A 19,084-nucleotide genomic window follows, 5' to 3' on the forward strand; every position below is an offset into this window, starting at 1 on the left:
GATCGGTCCCCGAGGGTCGGAAGACCCTCGGGGGCAACGGAACTAGCGACTTTTGCTCATTCTCAACCCGAACAGGGGAAAGGAAGTTACGTGCTAGACGTCAACTTCTTCGATGAACTCCGGATCGGCCTGGCCACCGCCGAAGACATTCGCAACTGGTCCTTCGGTGAGGTCAAGAAGCCGGAGACCATCAACTACCGCACGCTGAAGCCGGAGAAGGACGGCCTCTTCTGCGAGAAGATCTTCGGTCCCACCCGGGACTGGGAGTGCTACTGCGGTAAGTACAAGCGCGTCCGCTTCAAGGGCATCATTTGTGAGCGCTGCGGCGTCGAGGTGACCCGCGCCAAGGTGCGCCGTGAGCGGATGGGCCACATCGAGCTGGCCGCCCCGGTCACCCACATCTGGTACTTCAAGGGTGTGCCGTCGCGCCTGGGCTACCTGCTCGACCTGGCGCCGAAGGATCTCGAGAAGATCATCTACTTCGCCGCCTACGTCATCGTCGGTGTCGACGAGGAACTGCGCCACAACGAACTCTCCACCCTCGAGGCGGAGATGGAGGTCGAGAAGAAGGCCGTCGCCGATCAGCGCGACGCCGACCTCGAGGCGCGGGCACAGAAGCTCGAGGCGGATATCGCCGAGCTCGAGGCCGAGGGCGCCAAGTCCGACGTGCGCCGCAAGGTCAAGGACGGCGGCGAGCGCGAAATGCGTCAGCTGCGCGACCGCGCCCAGCGGGAGCTGGATCGTCTCGACGAGATCTGGACCACCTTCACCAAGCTGTCCACCAAGCAGCTCATCGTGGACGAGGTGCTCTACCGCGAGCTGCAGGACCGCTACGGCGAGTACTTCACCGGTGCCATGGGTGCCGAAGCCATCCAGAAGCTGATGGAGAACTTCGACATCGAGGCCGAGGCCGAGAACCTGCGCGAGACCATTCGCACCGGCAAGGGCCAGAAGAAGCTGCGCGCCCTCAAGCGTCTGAAGGTCGTCGCCGCGTTCCAGGCCAACGGCAACTCGCCGATGGGCATGGTGCTCGACGCCGTGCCGGTGATCCCGCCGGAGCTGCGCCCCATGGTGCAGCTGGACGGTGGCCGCTTCGCGACCTCCGACCTGAACGACCTGTACCGCCGCGTCATCAACCGCAACAACCGCCTGAAGCGCCTCATCGACCTCGGTGCGCCCGAGATCATCGTGAACAACGAGAAGCGCATGCTCCAGGAGTCGGTGGACGCGCTGTTCGACAACGGCCGCCGCGGCCGCCCGGTCACCGGTCCGGGCAACCGTCCGCTCAAGTCGCTGTCGGATCTGCTCAAGGGCAAGCAGGGTCGTTTCCGTCAGAACCTGCTCGGCAAGCGTGTCGACTACTCGGGCCGTTCGGTCATCGTGGTCGGTCCGCAGCTGAAGCTGCACCAGTGCGGTCTGCCCAAGCTGATGGCGCTCGAGCTGTTCAAGCCGTTCGTCATGAAGCGCCTGGTGGACCTGAACCACGCGCAGAACATCAAGTCCGCCAAGCGGATGGTGGAGCGGCAGCGGCCCCAGGTGTGGGATGTCCTCGAAGAGGTCATCGCCGAGCACCCGGTCATGCTGAACCGTGCGCCCACCCTGCACCGCCTGGGTATTCAGGCGTTCGAGCCGCTGCTGGTCGAAGGTAAGGCCATCCAGCTGCACCCGCTCGTCTGTGAGGCGTTCAACGCCGACTTCGACGGTGACCAGATGGCCGTGCACCTGCCGCTGTCGGCGGAGGCGCAGGCCGAGGCCCGCATCCTCATGCTGTCCTCGAACAACATCCTGTCGCCCGCCTCGGGTCGTCCGCTCGCCATGCCGCGTCTGGACATGGTGACCGGCCTGTACTACCTGACCCGTCTGCAGGAGGGTGCGCGCGGCGAGTACCGCGCGGCCACCAAGGACGAGCCGGAGTTCGGCGTCTACTCCTCGCCCGCCGAGGCGCAGATGGCCGTGGACCGCGGTGAGCTGACCGTGCGTTCGCTGATCAAGGTCCGCCTGACCGATCAGCGGCCGCCGAAGGACGTCGAGGCCGAGCTGTTCCCCGACGGCTGGCAGCGGGGCGACGCGTGGATCACCAAGACCACGCTGGGCCGCGTCATGTTCAACGATCTGCTCCCGGCGGACTACGCGTTCATCGACGAGCCGATGCCGAAGAAGCGGCAGGCCGCGATCATCAACGATCTGGCCGAGCGCTACCCGATGATCGTGGTGGCGCAGACCGTCGACAAGCTCAAGGACGCGGGCTTCTACTGGGCCACCCGCTCCGGTGTCACCGTCTCCATGTCGGACGTGCTCGTTCCGCCGGAGAAGGCGGAGATCATGGAGCGCTACGAGGCGCAGTCGGATCAGATCGAGAAGAAGTACCAGCGTGGTGCGCTCGATCACCAGGAGCGCAACAACGCCCTGGTCAAGATCTGGCAGGAGGCCACCGAAGAGGTCGGTCAGGCGCTGCGCGCGCACTACCCGGCCGACAACCCGATCATCACGATCGTCGACTCGGGTGCGACCGGTAACTTCACTCAGACTCGTACCCTCGCCGGTATGAAGGGTCTGGTGACCAACCCGAAGGGTGAGTTCATCCCGCGGCCGATCAAGTCCTCCTTCCGTGAGGGCCTGACGGTGCTGGAGTACTTCATCAACACCCACGGTGCGCGAAAGGGTCTGGCCGACACCGCGCTTCGCACCGCCGACTCGGGTTACCTGACCCGACGTCTGGTGGACGTGTCGCAGGACGTCATCGTGCGCGAGACCGACTGTGGCACCGAGCGTGGCATCGTCGTCCCGATCGCGGAGAAGCTGGCCGACGGCACCGTCATTCGTGACGCGCACGTCGAAACCAGCACCTACGCACGCACTTTGGCCGCCGACGCGATCGACGCCAAGGGCAACGTGGTGGTCGAGAAGGGCCACGACCTGGGCGACCCCGCCCTGGAGGCGCTGCTCGAGGCCGGTATCACCGAGGTGAAGGTCCGCTCCGTGCTGACCTGCACCACCGGCACCGGCGTGTGCGCGACCTGCTACGGCCGCTCCATGGCGACCGGCAAGCTGGTCGACATCGGTGAGGCCGTCGGTATCGTCGCCGCGCAGTCCATCGGTGAGCCCGGTACCCAGCTGACCATGCGTACCTTCCACCAGGGTGGTGTCGCGGGTGACGACATCACGGGTGGTCTGCCCCGCGTGCAGGAGCTCTTCGAGGCTCGTGTGCCCAAGGGCAAGGCCCCCATCGCCGAGGTCTCCGGCCGCGTGCGCCTAGAGGACGACGACCGCTTCTACAAGATCACCATCATTCCGGACGACGGTTCGGACGAGGTGCTCTACGACAAGCTGTCGAAGCGTCAGCGACTGCGGGTCTTCAAGCACGAGGACGGCACCGAGCGCCTGCTCGCCGACGGTGACCACGTGGAGGTGGGCCAGCAGCTGCTCGAGGGCTCGGCCGATCCGCACGAGGTGCTGCGCGTGATGGGTCCGCGTCAGGTGCAGGTCCACCTGGTCCACGAGGTCCAGGAGGTGTACCGCTCGCAGGGTGTGTCCATCCATGACAAGCACATCGAGGTGATCGTCCGCCAGATGCTGCGCCGCGTCACCATCATCGATTCGGGTGCGACGGAGTTCCTGCCCGGTTCGCTGGTGGAGCGCGCCGAGTTCGAGGCCGCCAACCGCCGCGTGGTCGCGGAGGGTGGCGAGCCCGCCTCGGGTCGCCCGGTGCTCATGGGTATCACCAAGGCGTCGCTGGCCACGGATTCCTGGCTCTCGGCGGCCTCCTTCCAGGAGACCACCCGCGTGCTCACGGACGCCGCGATCAACTGCCGCTCCGACAAGCTGATCGGCTTGAAGGAGAACGTCATCATCGGCAAGCTGATCCCGGCCGGTACCGGTATCAACCGCTACCGCAACATCCAGGTCCAGCCCACCGAGGAGGCCCGCCAGGCCGCGTACGCGGTGCCGTCCTACGACGACACCTACTACACCCCGGACGGTTTCGGCACCACCACCGGTGCCGCGGTCCCGCTGGACGACTACGGTTTCAGTGACTACCGGTAGTCCGGTGAGCTGTTAGCTCGAGACCATTCGACCCCCGTTCCTCGTAACGGGGGTCGAATGTGTTTTATGGGTTTATGCTGGTCACGACTTCGAGCTTCCACTACGGGAGGGGTTGGCGTCGTGTTTGCCAGTCGCAGGCTGCCCGCGGCCGTGCTGTGTGGAGCGGTGGTGCCGCTGCTCCTGTTCCTCCCGGCCGCCGCGGTACCCGGCACCGTACACGGCGGGTGTTACGCCGGGGATGTGCTGACGGCCGAGCGGATTCCGGGGGCCGGGAGCGCCGGGCAGAGTGTGCGGCGGGTGGGGGAGGTGTGGGACTGCCGGAGTTCGCTGCTGCCGGGGATCACGGCGGGGCGGTTCCGGGCCGAATTGCCCTGGCGGGGTTTCGGTGTGCCGACATCGGGCGATTTCACCTGGTCGGACGGCAGTGTCAGCGCGGTGAGCGGGTTGCCCAACGGTCTGTGGACGATCATGTCCGGGCCGGCGAGCGGGCACGCGGTGCGCTTCGACCTCGCCATGGAGATGACCGGGGACTGGTACTACACCGAGCATTCCATGGCGATCGAGTCGCTGTCCTTCGTGCCGTAGCGCGCCCGAATTCCGCTGCGGCGCATGAGGATTACTCAGCGCGGCTGCGGTTCCGGGAGGGCGTCGAAGGCGGGGCGGATGGTGTCCGACGCGCCGGGGACGAGGGATTCGGCGTAGGTGAGGGCGGCCTCCACCGCCGGGTCGCCGCCGCTCTGCTGGAGGCCGACGGCGCCGCCGATGAGCGCTCCCACCACGGTGGTGATGGGGATGGTGATGAAGTCCAGGATGAACAGGCCCGCGGGGAAGCCGATGAGGAAACCGATCGCGCCGCCGATGGCGGCCCCGGTGGCCACGGCGGGCAGATTGGCCTGAACGACGTCGAAGAAGTGCTGCTGGGCGTTGATATCGCGGAGCGGGACCGGGGACTGGTCCGCCGGGGTGAGGGTGAGGCGGCGGCCGTCGTCGGTAATGCTGGGGACGAGTTCCAGGGTGTGGCCGACGATGTCGTAGGTCAGCGGAACGGTGGCGGCCAGGATGCCGTCGTCGTCGGTGACGATGATCGCCTCGCCGTCCCAAGTGGGCAGGAACCGACCCGAGGCGATGGTGCCGACGGCGGCGCGATTGTCCGGCGCGAGTTCCACCGTGTAGTCGACACCGTGGTCGCTGCCCTGCACCCGGAGTGGGGGCTGTGCCGGTCCGGCGGTCGCGGTGGTGGCCGCGGCGACCGAGGTGGTCAGGCAAAGCAGCAGCGGCGCAATGGTTTTCGCTAGGCGCATCATCGTCCCTCGGGTTGCGGGCCACTCGGCCCCGACGTCTGCGAAGAACCTACCCGGGCGGCGCGGGGATCGGAACCCCGGCGACGCATAGTGGTCACCTCGAGGCCGGGGCCGCGGGTGCACCCGGGCCGATCGCGACTACCGGGCCTCGACGGTCTCCTCCTCGCCCCGCCGAACCGCCACCACGCCGATGAGAATCAGTGCGCCGCCCAGCAATTGGATCGGCCGTGGCGCTTCACCGAGCAGTGCCCAGGCGAAGGCCAGTGCCGCCAGCACCTCGAACAGCGCCACGAAGGAGGCCAGCCGCGAGCCGAGCAGCCGGGTGGCCGCGATCCCGGTGACGTAGGCCAGCGCCGCCGTGACCACGCCGAGGAAGATCAGCGGCGGCCACCAGGCGGTGGTGAAGCCCTGGAAGACAACGGGTTCGGTGGTCGCCCGAAACGGCAGGATGCCGACCGCGCCCGCGGCGAGCAGCGCCACCCCGCCGATCAGCAGTCCGCTGGCCGCCAGCACCGTGCCGGGCAGGGAGCCGTCACCGTGCGCGGAGAGCACGAAGTAGGAGGCGGCGCCGATCATGGCCGCCAACGCCCAGGCGATGCCGACCCCGCTGGTCTCGGCTCCCGAGGTCAGGTCGAGTACCAGTACCAACCCGGTCAGACCGACCGCGGCGCCGGCCACGGTGGTGGCCCCGGGCCGCTGGCGGTGCCGCAGCCACAGCCAGCCCACCACGGCCACCGGCGCGGTGTACTCGACGAGCAGTGCCACGCCCACCTCCATATGGGCGACGGCGTTGAAGTAGGCCAGCTGCGTGCCCGCGACGGCCAGCAATCCGTAACCGGTGATCAGGGCCGCGTTGTCGCGCAACAGTTTCCAGTTCCCGCGCAGCTGCACCAGCGCGACGGGTGCCAGCACCGCCGCCGCCAGCAGTACGCGGACCGCGACCACTGCCGCGGAACTCCACCCCGCATTCATCATTCCGCGCGCCAGCGATCCCGACAGCCCGAACGACGACGCCGACAGCAGCGCTAGCAGCAGCCCGGCGCGCAATCGATTCCGAACGGCTGTGTCATGAGTCAACGTCGTCATGGCTAATGACGCTAGGGTCGAGTTGGTAATGTGTCAACATGATTTTTGCTCATGACACCGAAGCGTCCATGGCCGCGGCGGTGGAGCTGGTGAACTCGGCGGCGGAGCCGGACAAGCCGGACACCATGACGGAAACCGCGCAGCTGGCGGACTTCTTCGTGCGGCACGGCTATACCGGTGTCCGGACCGGTGACGCGCGGGAACTGGCGGATGTCCGCGCCCTGCGTCCGCTCCTGCGGCAACTGCTCACCAGCGATCGCGACAGCGCGGTGGTCCTGGTGAACGACATCCTCGCCGAGCATCGAGCCGTCCCCCGCCTGGTCCGCCACGACGACCTCGACTACCACATCCACGCCGTCCCACCCGAGGCCCCGCTGCCGGTCCGCATAGCCGTGGAAACCGCCATGGCCATGATCGACCTCATCCGCGCCGACGAGCTCTCCCGCCTCGCCGTCTGCGCCGACGACAACTGCGAGGGCATACTCCTCGACCTCTCCCGCAACCGCTCCCGCCGCTACTGCAGCACCGCCTGCGGCAACCGCAACGCGGTCGCGGCCTATCGCGCTCGGAAGAAGTAGCCTGCGGGAGTCGCAACCCTGCTCGGAGCGGCCGGGAGACGGAGGCGACCGGAATCGCAGCTCGAGTGCGGAATTGCGTTGCCAATTCGCCCACCGACGTCGCAAAAGAGTCAGCTGTTGGGTTTATCACTGTCGCTTCCGCTCCGGCTATACGCGCGTACAACTCCGGTGTTAGCGTGCCCCTGCTCGCTCGAGGATCGGTTGGGAGTCTTTCGGCAATGACGACGAGACGGCATGGGCCGCTGGGTACTTACGACGTGGTGTTGATCGGCGGCGGGATCATGAGCGCGACGCTCGGAATTCTGCTGCGGCATCTGGAACCGACCTGGTCCATCGCGGTCTACGAGCGATTGCCGGAGGTGGCGGGCGAGGCGTCGGCGGCCTGGAACAATGCGGGCACCGGGCACGCGGGGCTGTGCGAACTCAACTACACCTCGGAAAAACCGGGCGGTGGCGTCGATATCGAGAAGGCGCTGCGGGTCAATGCGCAATTCCAGTTGAGCCGCCAGCTGTGGTCGCATCTGGTGGAAGACGGAATCCTGGACAAACCACAAGAATTCATCAATCCGGTACCGCATATGACCTTCGTGCGCGGTGCCGACGATGTGGATTTTCTGCGCCGCCGCCATGCCGCGCTGTCGGAGCATCCGCTCTTCGGTTCCATGCGGTTCAGTGCGGACCCGGAGACCATCGGGGAATGGGCGCCGCTGCTGTTGCGCGGCCGCGCCAAGGGCGAACCGGTCGCCGCCACCCGCGATATCACCGGCAGCGATGTCGATTTCGGAACGCTGACCCGAAAGCTGTTCGCGCACTTGGAAACTCTCGGTGTGGACCTGTACCTGCGGCACGAGGTGCGGGGACTGCGCAAGAACAACGACGGTTCCTGGAAGCTGCGGCTGGTCGCGACCGATGACACCGATGATCGCATCACCTCCCGGGTCGACGCCCGCTTCGTCTTCGCCGGTGCGGGCGGTTGGGCGTTGAAACTGTTGCAGCGGGCCGGAATCCCCGAGGTGCGCGGTTACGGGTTGCTGCCGGTGAGCGGACGGTTCCTGCGCTGTGACAATCCGGCCGTGGTCGAGCGGCACGACGCCAAGGTCTACGGCAAGGCTCCGGCCGGAGCGCCGCCGATGTCCATGCCGCATCTGGATACCCGCATCATCGACGGCCAGCAGACGCTGCTGTTCGGCCCGTATGCCGGTTCCAGCCCGAAGTTCCTGAAGCAGGGCTCGGTATTCGACGTCGCGGCCTCGCTGCGGCCGCACAATATCGGCCCGCTCGCGGCCATGACCGCGAGCAATCTGGGGCTGGTGCGGCTGCTGGCGGGCCAGTTGGTGTCCACGCGGCGGCGCAAGATCTCCGCACTGCGGGAATTCTTTCCCGCCGCGGTGGGCGACGAGTGGACCATGATCGACGCCGGGCAGCGCGCCCAGATCGTGAAGGCCGATCCGGTGCGCGGCGGCGTTCTGGAGTTCGGCACCGAGGTCGTCGCCGCCCAGGACGGCTCCATCGCCGCCGTGCTCGGCGCGTCCCCCGGCGCTTCGACCGCCCCCGCGATCATGCTCGAGGTGCTGCGCCGCTGCTTCCCGCACTACCGCCACCTGTGGGCGCCGCGCCTGCGCGAACTCATGCCCACCATCGGCCGCTCCCTGGTCGACAACGAAGCCCTGGCCCGCCGCACCACCACCCGCACCGCCGAGATACTCGGCCTGGCCGCCCCGACCGCCGACTGACCCGGCTCCGGCGCGGTTCGGTTCGGCCACCTTCGCGACGCCCCGCTCATGAGCCGCCGCCGGGCCACTCGGCAGCTGGCACATTTGGACACCCGCGGCTCGCGCGGTGGCTCCCGGCATGGACATCCCCGTGCGCACCCGGTATAGAAAGTAGAACACGTTTCAATTCGATCGGAGATGCGATGGACAGCGCGACCATGGGCGCCCTGGTGATGGATGGCTTCAAGAAGCTGGGCTTCATCCAGTTCGCCGGTATCGACGCCGAGGACTTCGCCAGCGGTCGCAATGTGGTGCGGATGGCGGCGCGGCCGGAACATCTCAATCACAATGGCGACATCCACGCCGCCATCCTCTTCGGCTTCGCCGAGACCGCCGCCATGGGCGCGGCCGTCTCCGGCATCGTCGACCTGATGGGCGAGACCTTCATCGTCGCCCGCGACGGGAAGATCGAATACCTGGCCCGCGCCAAGGGCGCGGCAAGCCCCTTCCTCGCCACCTCCGAACTCCCGGACGGCGCCGTCGACACCATGCGCGCGAATATCGAGTCACGCACCGAAATCGAACTCGCCGTCCCGGTCACGATCACCGACATCACCGGAAAGGCCGTTGCCACAGCGACCTTCACCACCGTCATCCGCCCCCGCCGCCCCTGATCGCCGCGGCCCGTCGTCGCCAAGTCCGTGCGTGAGCGTTGCGCTGTCGCGGGATGTCCGCTACGTCGACCACGACGACCGCCTCGCCCCCGCGCCGGGGGTGGTTCGCCGATCGTCGGCACTGAGCGCTGTCTGGAGGAGTTCGCGGCATTCCTATGTTGGGACCGGACGCTCCCCCTGTCGATCCCTTGAGTCTGCCGTTCTGGTCTGTGGCTCTGCGGAAAGTGCTGCGTCCGTTGATGCTCCGAATTGGACAGCGACTGGGATTCTGATAAGGTCAACCATTGATTATCCTGGCTTTGGGCCTCGATGTTAAGGGGGGGTTCGCAGACGCGATGACGATCAAGCACGTGAATTTCGGCGGTTCCAGCTATGACGATGAGTGGGACGATGAGCCGTACTACGCACCCAGACAGCCTGCTTCGGCACCACCAGAGCGGCCACGGAATCTGACCGGATCTCGGTTCGTTACCATGCATCTCGACGCTGGCCTGCTGCCTGTCCGGCTCGAATTCGCGACGAACTGGGCACAGGGTGTTTCCCCGGCGGAGGTCAGCCGCGAACTCTCAAAGGCATACGAGGGGGGCATCGTTCAACTCTTGGCACGTACCGTCGAAGTACGTGGCGGATGGCCAGATCGATTGTCGCATGCCTGTGCGATGCCGCGAAAAAAGCAGTTAGGGGCTTTGCTGGAAACTCAGACATGGGACCAGTACCGGAGTGTATTGCGGTCGATCACCTCGCTCGGGAGCTGTTCCGTGCACGGTCGAGTATACGAGTATGACGAGCCAGCTGTGACCATGGTGGCTAATCGTTTGGTTATCCAATCGATCGGAGTGTGGCCGCAATGGTCGGGGTGTAGTGACCCGTATTCGCTTGAGGGCGAAATTTTAACTTGCGCCGAGAGGGTGCGTGCACAGCGTCCCGTCTTGTCCGTGCGACGAGACTATTCGCATTACACAGAAGATCAGCTCGAACAGCTACATGAACGCCATCGGGATCAGCTCCTGGCAGAAAGAACGAAGCTATAATGGGAAAGCCTTCAGCCAATGGCGTCAGAGTGGCCATGGAAAAGCTCAAGGAAGCTTCGGGCCATTGGTATAGTGCCAATTTCCATCTGCAAATGGCAAAGAAGATGATGTCTGATGTTATGATATCTGAGGCTGAAGTAGGGTTGTGGACGAACGTGTACGACGGATATAAGAGTATTCCTCAGTTTATCAACGACAGACTCTTTGAGGGAATATCGGCCTCGTCGTCTATTTCAATGACATTGAATTGGGCCCATAGTGTGTACAAAAAAGAGGAAGATGAAAACGTGCACGGCTTCACTGGGCTCTACTAGGTGGTAGCGCTGACGTGGGTGAGCTAAGGACCAAGAATCAACAGACGCTGCAAGGGCATATCGATACTATTCAAAGCAAGCAGCCTGAACTTGGCGGTCTCGAAAAGCAGATCAGTGATGCATTCGATAATGCACAGGACTGGCTTTCTAGTGGTGGCGCAGTTATCGGAACCATCCTAATTCCCATCCCAGGAATAGGAACGGCAGTTGGTGGCTCCGCGGGTATGTATCTGCAGGGCCATAAGGAGGAGTGCATAAAGGCGGTTCGCTTTGCTCTCGAGGGTGATGCTGACAAGAACATTCCAGGCTTGCTCGACTTCCTTGCAGCGATACAGTTGCCGGTAAAGCTACTTGAGATTGCCACCGATTGGCGGAATATCAAGAATCACGTGAAGAACGGCTACGATGAACAGTCTGATGCGGATATCTCAACTTGGTGGCAGAGTCCAGGAGCCGACGCTTATGAATCCACTCGTCAGGATCACGAGAACGCCTTTCTCGCGGTAATGGAGATTTGTGAGGCTACTGCTGGCAAGTTGGAGGATATCGGTACAGATCTAATCGATTATTACGCGGATCTGGCCACGAATGTTGTGGATTTGGTTGCAACGATTTCAACTAACATTGCTAGTATGGCTGGTCCCGGCCTAGCGGCTGCGGCTGGAGAGATTGTCGATTCAATTTGGGCTATAGCGCGAGCAATTGTAAGCGCCATCACCGGTGCATTGAAGGTTAATACGAGAATCCAGATCAACCTCGGTGCGATACAAAGTAACCTTAACGCAGTGGGTTTGAAGAACGGAAAGTGGCCTGACGCAAGTGTCGGGGACTATCGGGATGCAACAGTTGCGGATGGAAATGCCAATTGGTCCGTCAAGACGGACAGGGAGTACTCTGACTAATGCAGAAAGTATGGCACTCGCTCATCGTAGCACTGTCCTGTTCAGTTGTAGTGGCTTGTGGTTCTTCCTCGGAAGGCGGAGGGATCGATATCGGCGCGCAGCCTTCCGATTTTCTAGAGATTGAATTGTGTCAGATGTTCCTTGCTTTTGCGAGGGACGATTTGGGTATTGTGAATGTATGGTTCGATGATTCTAAAGGCTACGATCCTGAAGAGTCAGTTGGCATGAATGGGTACTGTGTATTAACCGAAAAGAACGGTAACAGTACGATTGGTACGCTCAAGGTTCGCAATCCCGGCCGACATGGCACAATTGAGCCAGGGGATCCGGACTTCCAGCCTGAAGACGGCTATGAGGAAAAGGTCTGGATGACGTCCGACAATCAGTACCGTACCCAGGTCGGTTCGTGGGTCTCGGATGTACGGTTCAACAAAAGTAATATCCAGACAGTGAATGGCGCCTTGGAGTTCAGTAGCGAGGAAGTGGATAAGACCATCGATTTCCTCATCAAAGTGGCGCGCGACGTGCAAAAATGATCGATCAATGGTTGCGGTGCTGACTAGTTCGATAGCTTGCATCCTTTTAAGACCGTGTCTCACGTTGGTGTGTTTCGTTTTCGGTGTGTCGGGGTTTGGTGTGCCGCATGATGTTCGGCCGTGACCGACGAACTGTCGAAGCGGTTGGTACCCGACGAGCTGTGGGCGCTGGTCGAGCCGTTGTTGCCGGAGTTCGCCCCTCGCAAGCAGGGCGGAGGCACCGCACCGACCGACCAGCGGGCGGTGTTCACGGCCGTGGTGTTCGTACTGACCAGCGGTTGTGCGTGGCGGATGCTGCCGCCGTCGTTCGGGGTGACGGTGCCGACAGCGCACTGCCGGTTCACGGTGTGGACGAAAGCCGGCCTCTGGCGGCGGCTACACCGCGCGGTGCTCGACGAGCTCGGCAGCCAGGGTCTGATCGACTGGTCGCGGGCGATGGTGGACTCGGCGAGCGTGCGAGCGAAAAAGGGGGCGATCTGACCGGGCCGAGCCCGGTCGATCGCGGCAAATCCGGCTCCAAGATCCACGTGCTGTCCGACCGGGCGGGAATCCCTCTGGCGGTAGCGGTTCCGGCGGCCAATACCCACGACTCGCAGGCGCTCAAACCGCTGGCGAAAGCCGTCCCCGCGGTGCGGTCGCGACGAGGCCCGCGCCGTCGCCGACCGGACAAGCTGTACGCGGACAAGGCGTACGACCAGCCTGAGCTGCGTCAGTGGATACGACGCCGGGGCATGGCGGTCCGTATCGCGCGCAAGGGAATCGAGTCCGCCGAGCGACTGGGTCTGCACCGGTGGGTGATCGAGCGGACGATGTCGTGGTTGACCGGCTATCACCGGCTCGCACTCCGATACGACTGCAAGGGAACTCACTTCCTGGCCTTCGGTGACACTGGCCGCCGCACTCACCGGCTTCAAAAGCTCGCGAAGTCGAAAACAGCGACGTGAGACACCGTCTAAGTCAGCGGCGGCGCCGAGAGCGCGACTATCGCTCGCTGTCCAGCATCGCCATCTGCTCGGCGGCGTAGCGGTCACCCGCCACCTCGTCGGCGGGCACCGCGGCCTCGATCGTGGCCAGTTCGTCGCGGGAGAGCTGGATGTCCAGTGCGGCAGCGGCTTCCGTCCATCGCTCGGTGCGGCGCGCGCCGATGACGGGAACGATATCGCCGCCCTGGGCCAGCACCCATGCGATGGCGAGTTGCGCTACCGTGACACCGCGCCGCTCCGCGATCTCGGCCAGTGCCGCCACCAGCCGCAGATTCGTGGTCAGATTCTCGCCCTGGAAGCGTGGGCTGTGCGCGCGAAAGTCGTCGGCTTCCAGCGAAGTCCGGTCGAGCAGTGAATCGCTGAGCAGGCCGCGTGACAGCACCCCGTAGGCGGTAATACCGATACCGAGTTCCCTTGCGGTGGGCAAGATTTCGTTTTCGATGCCGCGTGATATCAGTGAGTACTCGATTTGCAGGTCGACGATCGGATGTACGGCCGCGACGCGCTTCAGGGTGGCCGCGCCGACCTCGGACAGGCCGATATGGCGCACGTATCCGGCCTGTACCAGCTCCGCGATGGCGCCCACGGTGTCCTCGATGGGCACCGTCGGGTCCAGTCGCGCGGGCCGGTAGATGTCGATGTGGTCGGTGCCGAGCCGTTGCAGGGAGTAGGTAAGGAAGTTGCGGACGGCGGCGGGGCGGGCGTCGAAGCCGTTCCAGTCGTCGGCGGGTCCGCGCAGTGCGCCGAACTTCACGCTCAACACCACATCGTCACGCGAACGTTCGGAAAGCGCTGTGCGAATGAGGCTTTCGTTGTGCCCCATGCCGTAGAAGTCGCCGGTGTCGATGAGGTTCGCGCCCGAATCCAGCGCGGCGTGGATGGTGGCGATGGAGATGGCGTCGTCGGCCGCGCCGTACATGCCGGACATGCCCATGGCCCCGAGTCCGAGGCGGGAGACGGCGGGCCCGGTGCCGCCCAGTCGATTCTTCGCGATTTTGGTCATGATCCGATCCTGCGGCCGCGCCCGGCGGGGCGGCAGGACTCGCTTATCCAGGGTCCGGCGATCCCTGGCTGATTTTCGATGATCCGGCACAGTGGTAGGGGTGGATCGTGACCAACTAGCCGATTTCCTGCGGAAACGCCGTTCGGTGCTGCAACCCTGGGATGTGGGCTTGGCGCCCGGCAACCGGCGGCGCACCCCGGGCCTGCGCCGCGACGAGGTGGCGTTGCTGGCGGGCGTGTCCACCGACTACTACACGCGCATGGAGCAGTCGCGCGCACCACGGCCGTCCACCCAGGTGCTGGCCGCGCTGGCCCGCGCATTGCGGCTCACCGACGGCGAGCGCGATCACCTCTACCACCTGTGCGGGCACGAGCCGCGGCGCAGCGGCGACCCGCACGTCGGCCCCGGCCTGCTGCATGTGCTCGCCAAACTCGACGACACCCCGGCCTGCGTCATCTCCGACCTGGGCGAGGTGCTGGTGCAGAACCGGATGCACATCCTGCTGGTGGGCGATCTCGGGGACCGTCGCGGTCTGGACCGCTGTGTGCCCTGGCTGTGGTTCACCGACCCGGATGATCGCCGTAAGTTTCCGGAGGACAACTGGGAGGAGCTCTCGCGCCACCACGTCGCGAGCCTGCGGGCGACCGCGGCGCGGCGATCCGGTGACGCCGAGGTGATCGACCTGATCCGCCGCCTGCGCGAGCGCAGCCCGGAATTCGAGCGGCTGTGGGAAGAGCACGAGGTCAGTGCGGGCACCGGCTACGTCAAACGACTGATCCACCCCGAGGTGGGGCTGCTCGAATTGGTGTGCGAGCCGCTGCTGACCCCCAGCGCTACCCGGCACCTGCTCGTCTACTATCCGCAACCCGGCACCGACACCCAGGAGAAGCTGGATCTGCTCCGGGTGATCGGCACGCAGCTGATGAGCGAGAGGTAGGCCCCCGCGGTCACCCAGCGCCACGTCTTCGCCGCGCGAACCGGGAGCGAAGCATGGTGTCAGTACCGCCTCTTGCGCGGCTTCAGGTGCAGCCCCGGCAGTGGCGGCGCCGGGATGCGCTGTTGCGGCGTGTGTCCCGCGATATCCGGGAAGCGTTCGAGATCGTGTTTCTCCCAATCATTTCGGGCCGCCTCGATCTCCTCGTGACTGCGTCCCACGAAGTTCCACCACATGACGAGATCCTCGTCCAACGGCTCGCCGCCGATCAGCAGCAGCTGTGCTCCCGCGGTGTCGTGCACGCGAATTCCGGTGCGATCGCTGCCCAGGTAGAACAGGCTGCCGGGCTCGACCGAGGTGCCGTCCACGGACAGCGCGCCGTCCACCACCAGCACGGCGTGCTCGAACGCCGGGTCCAACGGCAACCGCGTATCGGTCCCGGCGTCGACCCGCAGATCCGCGCCCACGATCGGGGTGTAGGCGGTGGCGGGTGAGGTCGCGCCGCCGAGCGATCCGATCAGCACGGTGCCGGACACTCCCGGCAGCTCGAAACCGGGCAGCTCCCGATGCTGTTCGAAATGTGGTGCGATACCGCGACTTTCGTCCGGCAGTGCGATCCACAGCTGGAGGCCACGTCCGGAGGGATGCCCCGGCACCCGGTACTCCGAATGTGCGATACCCCGTCCGGAGGTCATCAGGTTCAGCTGTCCGGGCCGGATCTCCACATCCGAGCCGACGCTGTCGCGGTGGCGGATGCGGCCCTCCAAAGGCCAAGTGACCGTTTGCAATCCGATGTGCGGATGGGGGTCGATATCGTGGCCCTGCGGATTCGCGGGCGAATTCGACCCGAAGTAGTCCAGGAAGCACCACGCGCCGACCGTCGGCAGGTCACGCTGTGGCAGGCTGCGGTGCACGGTCACCCCGCGCACCCCGCCGAGGGGCACCTCGCGGGACGGGAAGAACTCCGCCCGCGGCCCCGGCCTTCCGGAGGGTTCGCACAGCGACTCCTCCGGACGCGACTCGAGGTCGCTCACCGTTTGATGCCCTTGCCGACGACGTGCTCGTCGTACTCCGGATGCTTGTCCAACCAACCCTTGATGAAGGGGCAACGCGGTACGATAACCCTCCCTCGCTCGATCACGTCCTTGACCGCCTCCTCGGCGAGCACCTTGCCCAGCCCCTTACCGCTGAACTCGCTGTCCACCTCGGTGTGGATGAAGACGGTGTCGTTGTCGCGTTCCCGATACTCGCTGAAACCTGCGAGCGAGTTGCCGTACCACACCTCGTACCGGTGTTGCGTGTCGTTGCGCACGACCGCGGCCACGACGGCCTGTTCGCTCATTGTTCAGTTCTCCTTCCGCACCCGCACCGGATGTTTGCTCAGAATCGACACTCGGTTGAACGCGCCGATCGTGGTCGCAGCCCAGATCACAACGGATATCTGGTCATCCGACAAATGTTGCCGCGCAGCAGCATACTCACGCTCCAAGATCGCATCATCCGGAAGATTCGTGACACTCTCGGCCAGGATCAGCGCCGCTCGCTGGCGGTCGGTGTACAGCTCGGGGTCGCGCCGCCAGGCCGGGAGCACCGCCAATTGCTGCGGGGTGACCCCCGCCGCCCGGGCGGCTCGCTCGTGGATATCGAGGCAGACGGGGCAGGCGTTGAGCTGGGACACGCGCACGTTCACCAACTCCATCACGGCCCGATCGAGATCGACGGCCGCGGCGGCGGTGCGAACGGACTGCGCGACGCCCTTCAGGGCCTGGTATATCGCCGGTGACTGTTTGTCGATCCAGACCCGGGCGGGAACCGCTGGAGACTGCATAGTCGGTTCATCGTATGCGGAAGGGTGGCTCCGCGCTCCCCGATCCACGCCACCGCGCGCCGCGAACCAGGATCGAGGGGCGGAAATCACACCGCGGGAGCCGGATTCATCCCTCAGGCGACGCTGAGCACGATCTTGCCGCGAGTACGCCCGCTCTCCCCGAGCAGATGCGCCTTCGCCGCCTCGGTCAGCGGCAGTACGGTGTCGATCTCGACCCGCAGACGGCCGGTGGTGATCAGGTCGACGATCTCTCGCAGGCCCGTGGCGTCGGGTTCCACCACGGTCCAGCCCGCCCGCACATCCCGGCCGGTGGTATCGGGCACCGAATCCGCGTCGGGCAGGGTCACCAGGTGGCCGCCCGGCCGCAGCACCCGCAGGGAGCGTTCCCCGTACGCGCCGCCGATGCCGTCGATCACGATATCCACATCGCGCAGCGTCTCGGCGAAATCGACTGCGCTGTAGTCGATCAGCTCGTCCGCGCCCAGATCGCGCAGGAAGTCGTGCTTGTCGGCGCGGGCGGTTCCGATGACGTACGCGCCGCGCGCCTTGGCGATCTGCACGGCCAGGTGGCCCACGCCGCCCGCGGCGGCATGGATCAGGACGCGCTGTCCCGCGCGCACACCGGCGGTGTCGACCAGCGTCTGCCACGCGGTGAGGGCGGCCAGCGGCAGGGCCGCGGCCTGGATGTGGTCGATCTCCCGCGGTTTACGCACGAAGTGCCGGGTGGGGCCGACCACGTACTCGGCGTATGCCCCCGCCTGCGCCGGGAAGCTCGGCATGCCGAACACCTCGTCACCGGGCTGGAAGAGGCTCACCCCCGGACCGACCGCGGACACCACGCCGGACACATCCCAGCCGAGGATCGGCGGCGTACCCCAGTCGATCAGGCCGCCGCTCGCCCGGGTCTTCCAGTCCACCGGGTTGACGCCCGCCGCGTGCACGCGCACCTGGATCTCGCCCACGCCCGGCTCCGGACGCGCGAGCTCGGCGAGGGTGAGGACCTCGGGCCCACCCCACTCCCGGACGATCATGGCGCGCATGGTGTCACCGGTGCTCACAACTGCTCTCCTCTCGTCGGTGAACGAACGGTGACCAGATTGCGCCGGAATATCGGGTCGCAGTAGTGGCCGGATGGTCAACATGTGACAGGATCCGGCCATGGCCGTTCCGCACCGCGTCGTCGTCCTCGCGCTCGATCAGGTACCCGTGCTCGAACTCGGAATTCCCTCGCGGGTCTTCGGTTTCGCGGAGGACGAGGGCGGGGGCGGGCTGTACGAGGTGGTCGTCTGCAGTGCGGACGGCGAGCCGGTGTCGACCGCCGAAGGGCTGTCGGTGGCGGTGGCACGCGGTCCGGAGGCGCTCGAACTCGCCGACACCGTGATCGTGCCGCCCGCCGAGGACCTCGGTGAGCTGGAACACGGCGGTGCGCTGCCCGCGTCGCTGGCCGCCGCGCTGGCCCGGATACGCCCAGGGACCCGCATGGTGTCCATCTGCACGGGCAGCTACGTGCTGGCGGCGGCGGGGCTGCTGGACGGCCGGATCGCGACCACGCACTGGATGCACTCCGCCGCGTTCCGTCGCGCCTACCCCCGGGTCCAGGTCGACGAGGACGTGCTGTTCGTGGACAACGGCGACGTCCTCACCGCCGCCGGGGTCGCCGCGGGCCTGGACCTGTGCCTGCATCTGGTCCGCCGAGATCACGGCGCGGCCCTCGCCAATCGGGTCGCCCGCCGCCTGATCGTCCCCCCGTGGCGCGACGGCGGTCAGGCACAGTTCATCGAACGTCCGGTGCCGAACCCCGACGCCGCGTCCACCGCGGCCACCCAGGCCTGGTTGCTGGACCGGCTGGCGGCCCCCGTCACCCTGGACGACATGGCCGCGCACGCGCGGATGAGCGTGCGCACCTTCACGCGGCGCTTTCGCGCGGAGGTCGGTGTCACGCCGGGCCGCTGGCTCACCGCCCAGCGTCTGGACCGCGCCCGTGAGCTGCTCGAACACACCGATCTGAGCATCGATCTGGTGGCCGAGCGGTCCGGCTTCGGCACCGGCAACTCGCTGCGGCAACATATGCGCGCCCTGCTGAACACCTCACCGCACGCCTACCGGCGGACCTTTCGCCGCGCCGCCTGAGCCGCGTCCGGGCGCGGTGGGGCCTTCG

At 65.7% G+C, this 19,084-nt stretch carries 18 protein-coding genes; 11 read left to right on the plus strand and 7 right to left on the minus strand.

Annotated features, from left to right (window positions below; genetic code table 11):
• Positions 1-90: 90 nt before the first annotated feature.
• Together FOH10_RS00410 and FOH10_RS00415 are read left to right on the plus strand one after the other, a co-directional pair.
• On the plus strand, positions 91-4,044 hold the full coding sequence (locus tag FOH10_RS00410) for a DNA-directed RNA polymerase subunit beta' (protein WP_143979185.1): 3,954 nt from the start codon (positions 91-93) through the stop codon (positions 4,042-4,044).
• A gap of 120 nt (positions 4,045-4,164) precedes the next feature.
• The gene (locus FOH10_RS00415) at positions 4,165-4,629 is read left to right on the plus strand and encodes a hypothetical protein (protein WP_143979186.1); all 465 of its coding nucleotides are present in this window, start codon (positions 4,165-4,167) and stop codon (positions 4,627-4,629) included.
• A 35-nt stretch (positions 4,630-4,664) separates the two neighbouring features.
• On the opposite strand, the gene FOH10_RS00420 is transcribed toward FOH10_RS00415, so the two are convergent.
• On the minus strand, positions 4,665-5,345 hold the full coding sequence (locus FOH10_RS00420) for a DUF8020 domain-containing protein (protein WP_143979187.1): 681 nt from the start codon (positions 5,343-5,345) through the stop codon (positions 4,665-4,667).
• Between the two features lie 138 nt (positions 5,346-5,483).
• On the minus strand, positions 5,484-6,431 hold the full coding sequence (locus tag FOH10_RS00425; protein ID WP_143979188.1) for an EamA family transporter: 948 nt from the start codon (positions 6,429-6,431) through the stop codon (positions 5,484-5,486).
• A gap of 38 nt (positions 6,432-6,469) precedes the next feature.
• Here FOH10_RS00425 and FOH10_RS00430 point away from each other — a divergent pair, with 38 nt between their 5' ends.
• The 7 genes from FOH10_RS00430 to FOH10_RS00460 all read left to right on the plus strand — a co-directional run bounded on the left by FOH10_RS00430 (position 6,470) and on the right by FOH10_RS00460 (position 13,122).
• A complete protein-coding gene (locus FOH10_RS00430; protein ID WP_143979189.1) occupies positions 6,470-7,009 on the plus strand; it encodes a CGNR zinc finger domain-containing protein in 540 nt (179 codons plus the stop codon).
• Between the two features lie 218 nt (positions 7,010-7,227).
• Entirely contained in the window at positions 7,228-8,742 is a 1,515-nt protein-coding gene (gene mqo, locus FOH10_RS00435; RefSeq protein WP_143979190.1) for a malate dehydrogenase (quinone), read from the plus strand.
• A gap of 182 nt (positions 8,743-8,924) precedes the next feature.
• The gene (locus tag FOH10_RS00440) at positions 8,925-9,395 is read left to right on the plus strand and encodes a PaaI family thioesterase (protein ID WP_143979191.1); all 471 of its coding nucleotides are present in this window, start codon (positions 8,925-8,927) and stop codon (positions 9,393-9,395) included.
• A gap of 1,030 nt (positions 9,396-10,425) precedes the next feature.
• A complete protein-coding gene (locus FOH10_RS00445; RefSeq protein WP_143979192.1) occupies positions 10,426-10,740 on the plus strand; it encodes a hypothetical protein in 315 nt (104 codons plus the stop codon).
• 14 nt (positions 10,741-10,754) lie between these two features.
• Positions 10,755-11,642, plus strand: a complete 888-nt coding sequence (locus FOH10_RS00450; RefSeq protein WP_143979193.1) for a hypothetical protein — start codon at positions 10,755-10,757, stop codon at positions 11,640-11,642.
• Complete coding sequence (locus FOH10_RS00455) at positions 11,642-12,178, plus strand: hypothetical protein (RefSeq protein ID WP_143979194.1); 537 nt, start codon at positions 11,642-11,644, stop codon at positions 12,176-12,178. The genes FOH10_RS00450 and FOH10_RS00455 overlap by 1 nt, the downstream gene beginning before the upstream one ends.
• A gap of 120 nt (positions 12,179-12,298) precedes the next feature.
• Positions 12,299-13,122 (plus strand): IS5 family transposase gene (locus FOH10_RS00460; RefSeq protein ID WP_244961502.1). Its coding sequence is split into 2 segments (ribosomal slippage): positions 12,299-12,646 and positions 12,649-13,122, totalling 822 coding nucleotides; the frame shifts between segments, so codons are not numbered across the junction.
• Positions 13,123-13,159: 37 nt separating this feature from the next.
• Here FOH10_RS00460 and FOH10_RS00465 read toward each other — a convergent pair.
• A complete protein-coding gene (locus FOH10_RS00465) occupies positions 13,160-14,164 on the minus strand; it encodes an aldo/keto reductase (RefSeq protein WP_143979195.1) in 1,005 nt (334 codons plus the stop codon).
• A gap of 100 nt (positions 14,165-14,264) precedes the next feature.
• On the opposite strand from FOH10_RS00465, the gene FOH10_RS00470 reads away from it, so the two are divergent.
• Positions 14,265-15,101, plus strand: a complete 837-nt coding sequence (locus FOH10_RS00470; RefSeq protein WP_143979196.1) for a helix-turn-helix transcriptional regulator — start codon at positions 14,265-14,267, stop codon at positions 15,099-15,101.
• A 59-nt stretch (positions 15,102-15,160) separates the two neighbouring features.
• Here FOH10_RS00470 and FOH10_RS00475 read toward each other — a convergent pair whose 3' ends face one another.
• From FOH10_RS00475 to FOH10_RS00490, 4 genes are all read right to left on the minus strand, one after another.
• A complete protein-coding gene (locus tag FOH10_RS00475) occupies positions 15,161-16,132 on the minus strand; it encodes a pirin family protein (protein ID WP_143979197.1) in 972 nt (323 codons plus the stop codon).
• Positions 16,129-16,440 carry a GNAT family N-acetyltransferase gene (locus tag FOH10_RS00480; RefSeq protein ID WP_029933030.1) on the minus strand — a complete coding sequence of 104 codons (312 nt, stop codon included), beginning with the start codon at positions 16,438-16,440 and terminating at the stop codon, positions 16,129-16,131. Before FOH10_RS00480 ends, FOH10_RS00475 begins: the two co-directional genes overlap by 4 nt.
• 3 nt (positions 16,441-16,443) lie before the next feature.
• Complete coding sequence (locus tag FOH10_RS00485; protein WP_039817469.1) at positions 16,444-16,926, minus strand: carboxymuconolactone decarboxylase family protein; 483 nt, start codon at positions 16,924-16,926, stop codon at positions 16,444-16,446.
• A gap of 113 nt (positions 16,927-17,039) precedes the next feature.
• Positions 17,040-17,984: an NADP-dependent oxidoreductase gene (locus tag FOH10_RS00490; protein WP_308212905.1), complete on the minus strand. Its 945-nt coding sequence runs from the start codon at positions 17,982-17,984 to the stop codon at positions 17,040-17,042.
• A 100-nt stretch (positions 17,985-18,084) separates the two neighbouring features.
• Between FOH10_RS00490 and FOH10_RS00495 the strand changes: the two genes are divergently transcribed.
• Entirely contained in the window at positions 18,085-19,056 is a 972-nt protein-coding gene (locus FOH10_RS00495; protein ID WP_143979198.1) for a GlxA family transcriptional regulator, read from the plus strand.
• The last annotated feature ends 28 nt before the right edge of the window (positions 19,057-19,084 follow it).

Origin of the sequence: Nocardia otitidiscaviarum, assembly GCF_007362295.1 — a bacterium.
Taxonomy (GTDB): domain Bacteria; phylum Actinomycetota; class Actinomycetes; order Mycobacteriales; family Mycobacteriaceae; genus Nocardia; species Nocardia otitidiscaviarum.

What these genes read in the sequence shown, in the direction of transcription:
- FOH10_RS00465 (WP_143979195.1), bottom strand. Translation starts at nt 14,164, where the DNA reads ATGACCAAAATCGCGAAGAATCGACTGGGCGGCACCGGGCCCGCCGTC.
- FOH10_RS00430 (WP_143979189.1), top strand. Translation starts at nt 6,470, where the DNA reads ATGATTTTTGCTCATGACACCGAAGCGTCCATGGCCGCGGCGGTGGAG.
- FOH10_RS00420 (WP_143979187.1), bottom strand. Translation starts at nt 5,345, where the DNA reads ATGCGCCTAGCGAAAACCATTGCGCCGCTGCTGCTTTGCCTGACCACC.
- FOH10_RS00455 (WP_143979194.1), top strand. Translation starts at nt 11,642, where the DNA reads ATGCAGAAAGTATGGCACTCGCTCATCGTAGCACTGTCCTGTTCAGTT.
- FOH10_RS00425 (WP_143979188.1), bottom strand. Translation starts at nt 6,431, where the DNA reads ATGACGACGTTGACTCATGACACAGCCGTTCGGAATCGATTGCGCGCC.
- FOH10_RS00485 (WP_039817469.1), bottom strand. Translation starts at nt 16,926, where the DNA reads ATGCAGTCTCCAGCGGTTCCCGCCCGGGTCTGGATCGACAAACAGTCA.
- mqo (WP_143979190.1), top strand. Translation starts at nt 7,228, where the DNA reads ATGACGACGAGACGGCATGGGCCGCTGGGTACTTACGACGTGGTGTTG.
- FOH10_RS00445 (WP_143979192.1), top strand. Translation starts at nt 10,426, where the DNA reads ATGGGAAAGCCTTCAGCCAATGGCGTCAGAGTGGCCATGGAAAAGCTC.
- FOH10_RS00495 (WP_143979198.1), top strand. Translation starts at nt 18,085, where the DNA reads ATGGCCGTTCCGCACCGCGTCGTCGTCCTCGCGCTCGATCAGGTACCC.
- FOH10_RS00440 (WP_143979191.1), top strand. Translation starts at nt 8,925, where the DNA reads ATGGACAGCGCGACCATGGGCGCCCTGGTGATGGATGGCTTCAAGAAG.
- FOH10_RS00480 (WP_029933030.1), bottom strand. Translation starts at nt 16,440, where the DNA reads ATGAGCGAACAGGCCGTCGTGGCCGCGGTCGTGCGCAACGACACGCAA.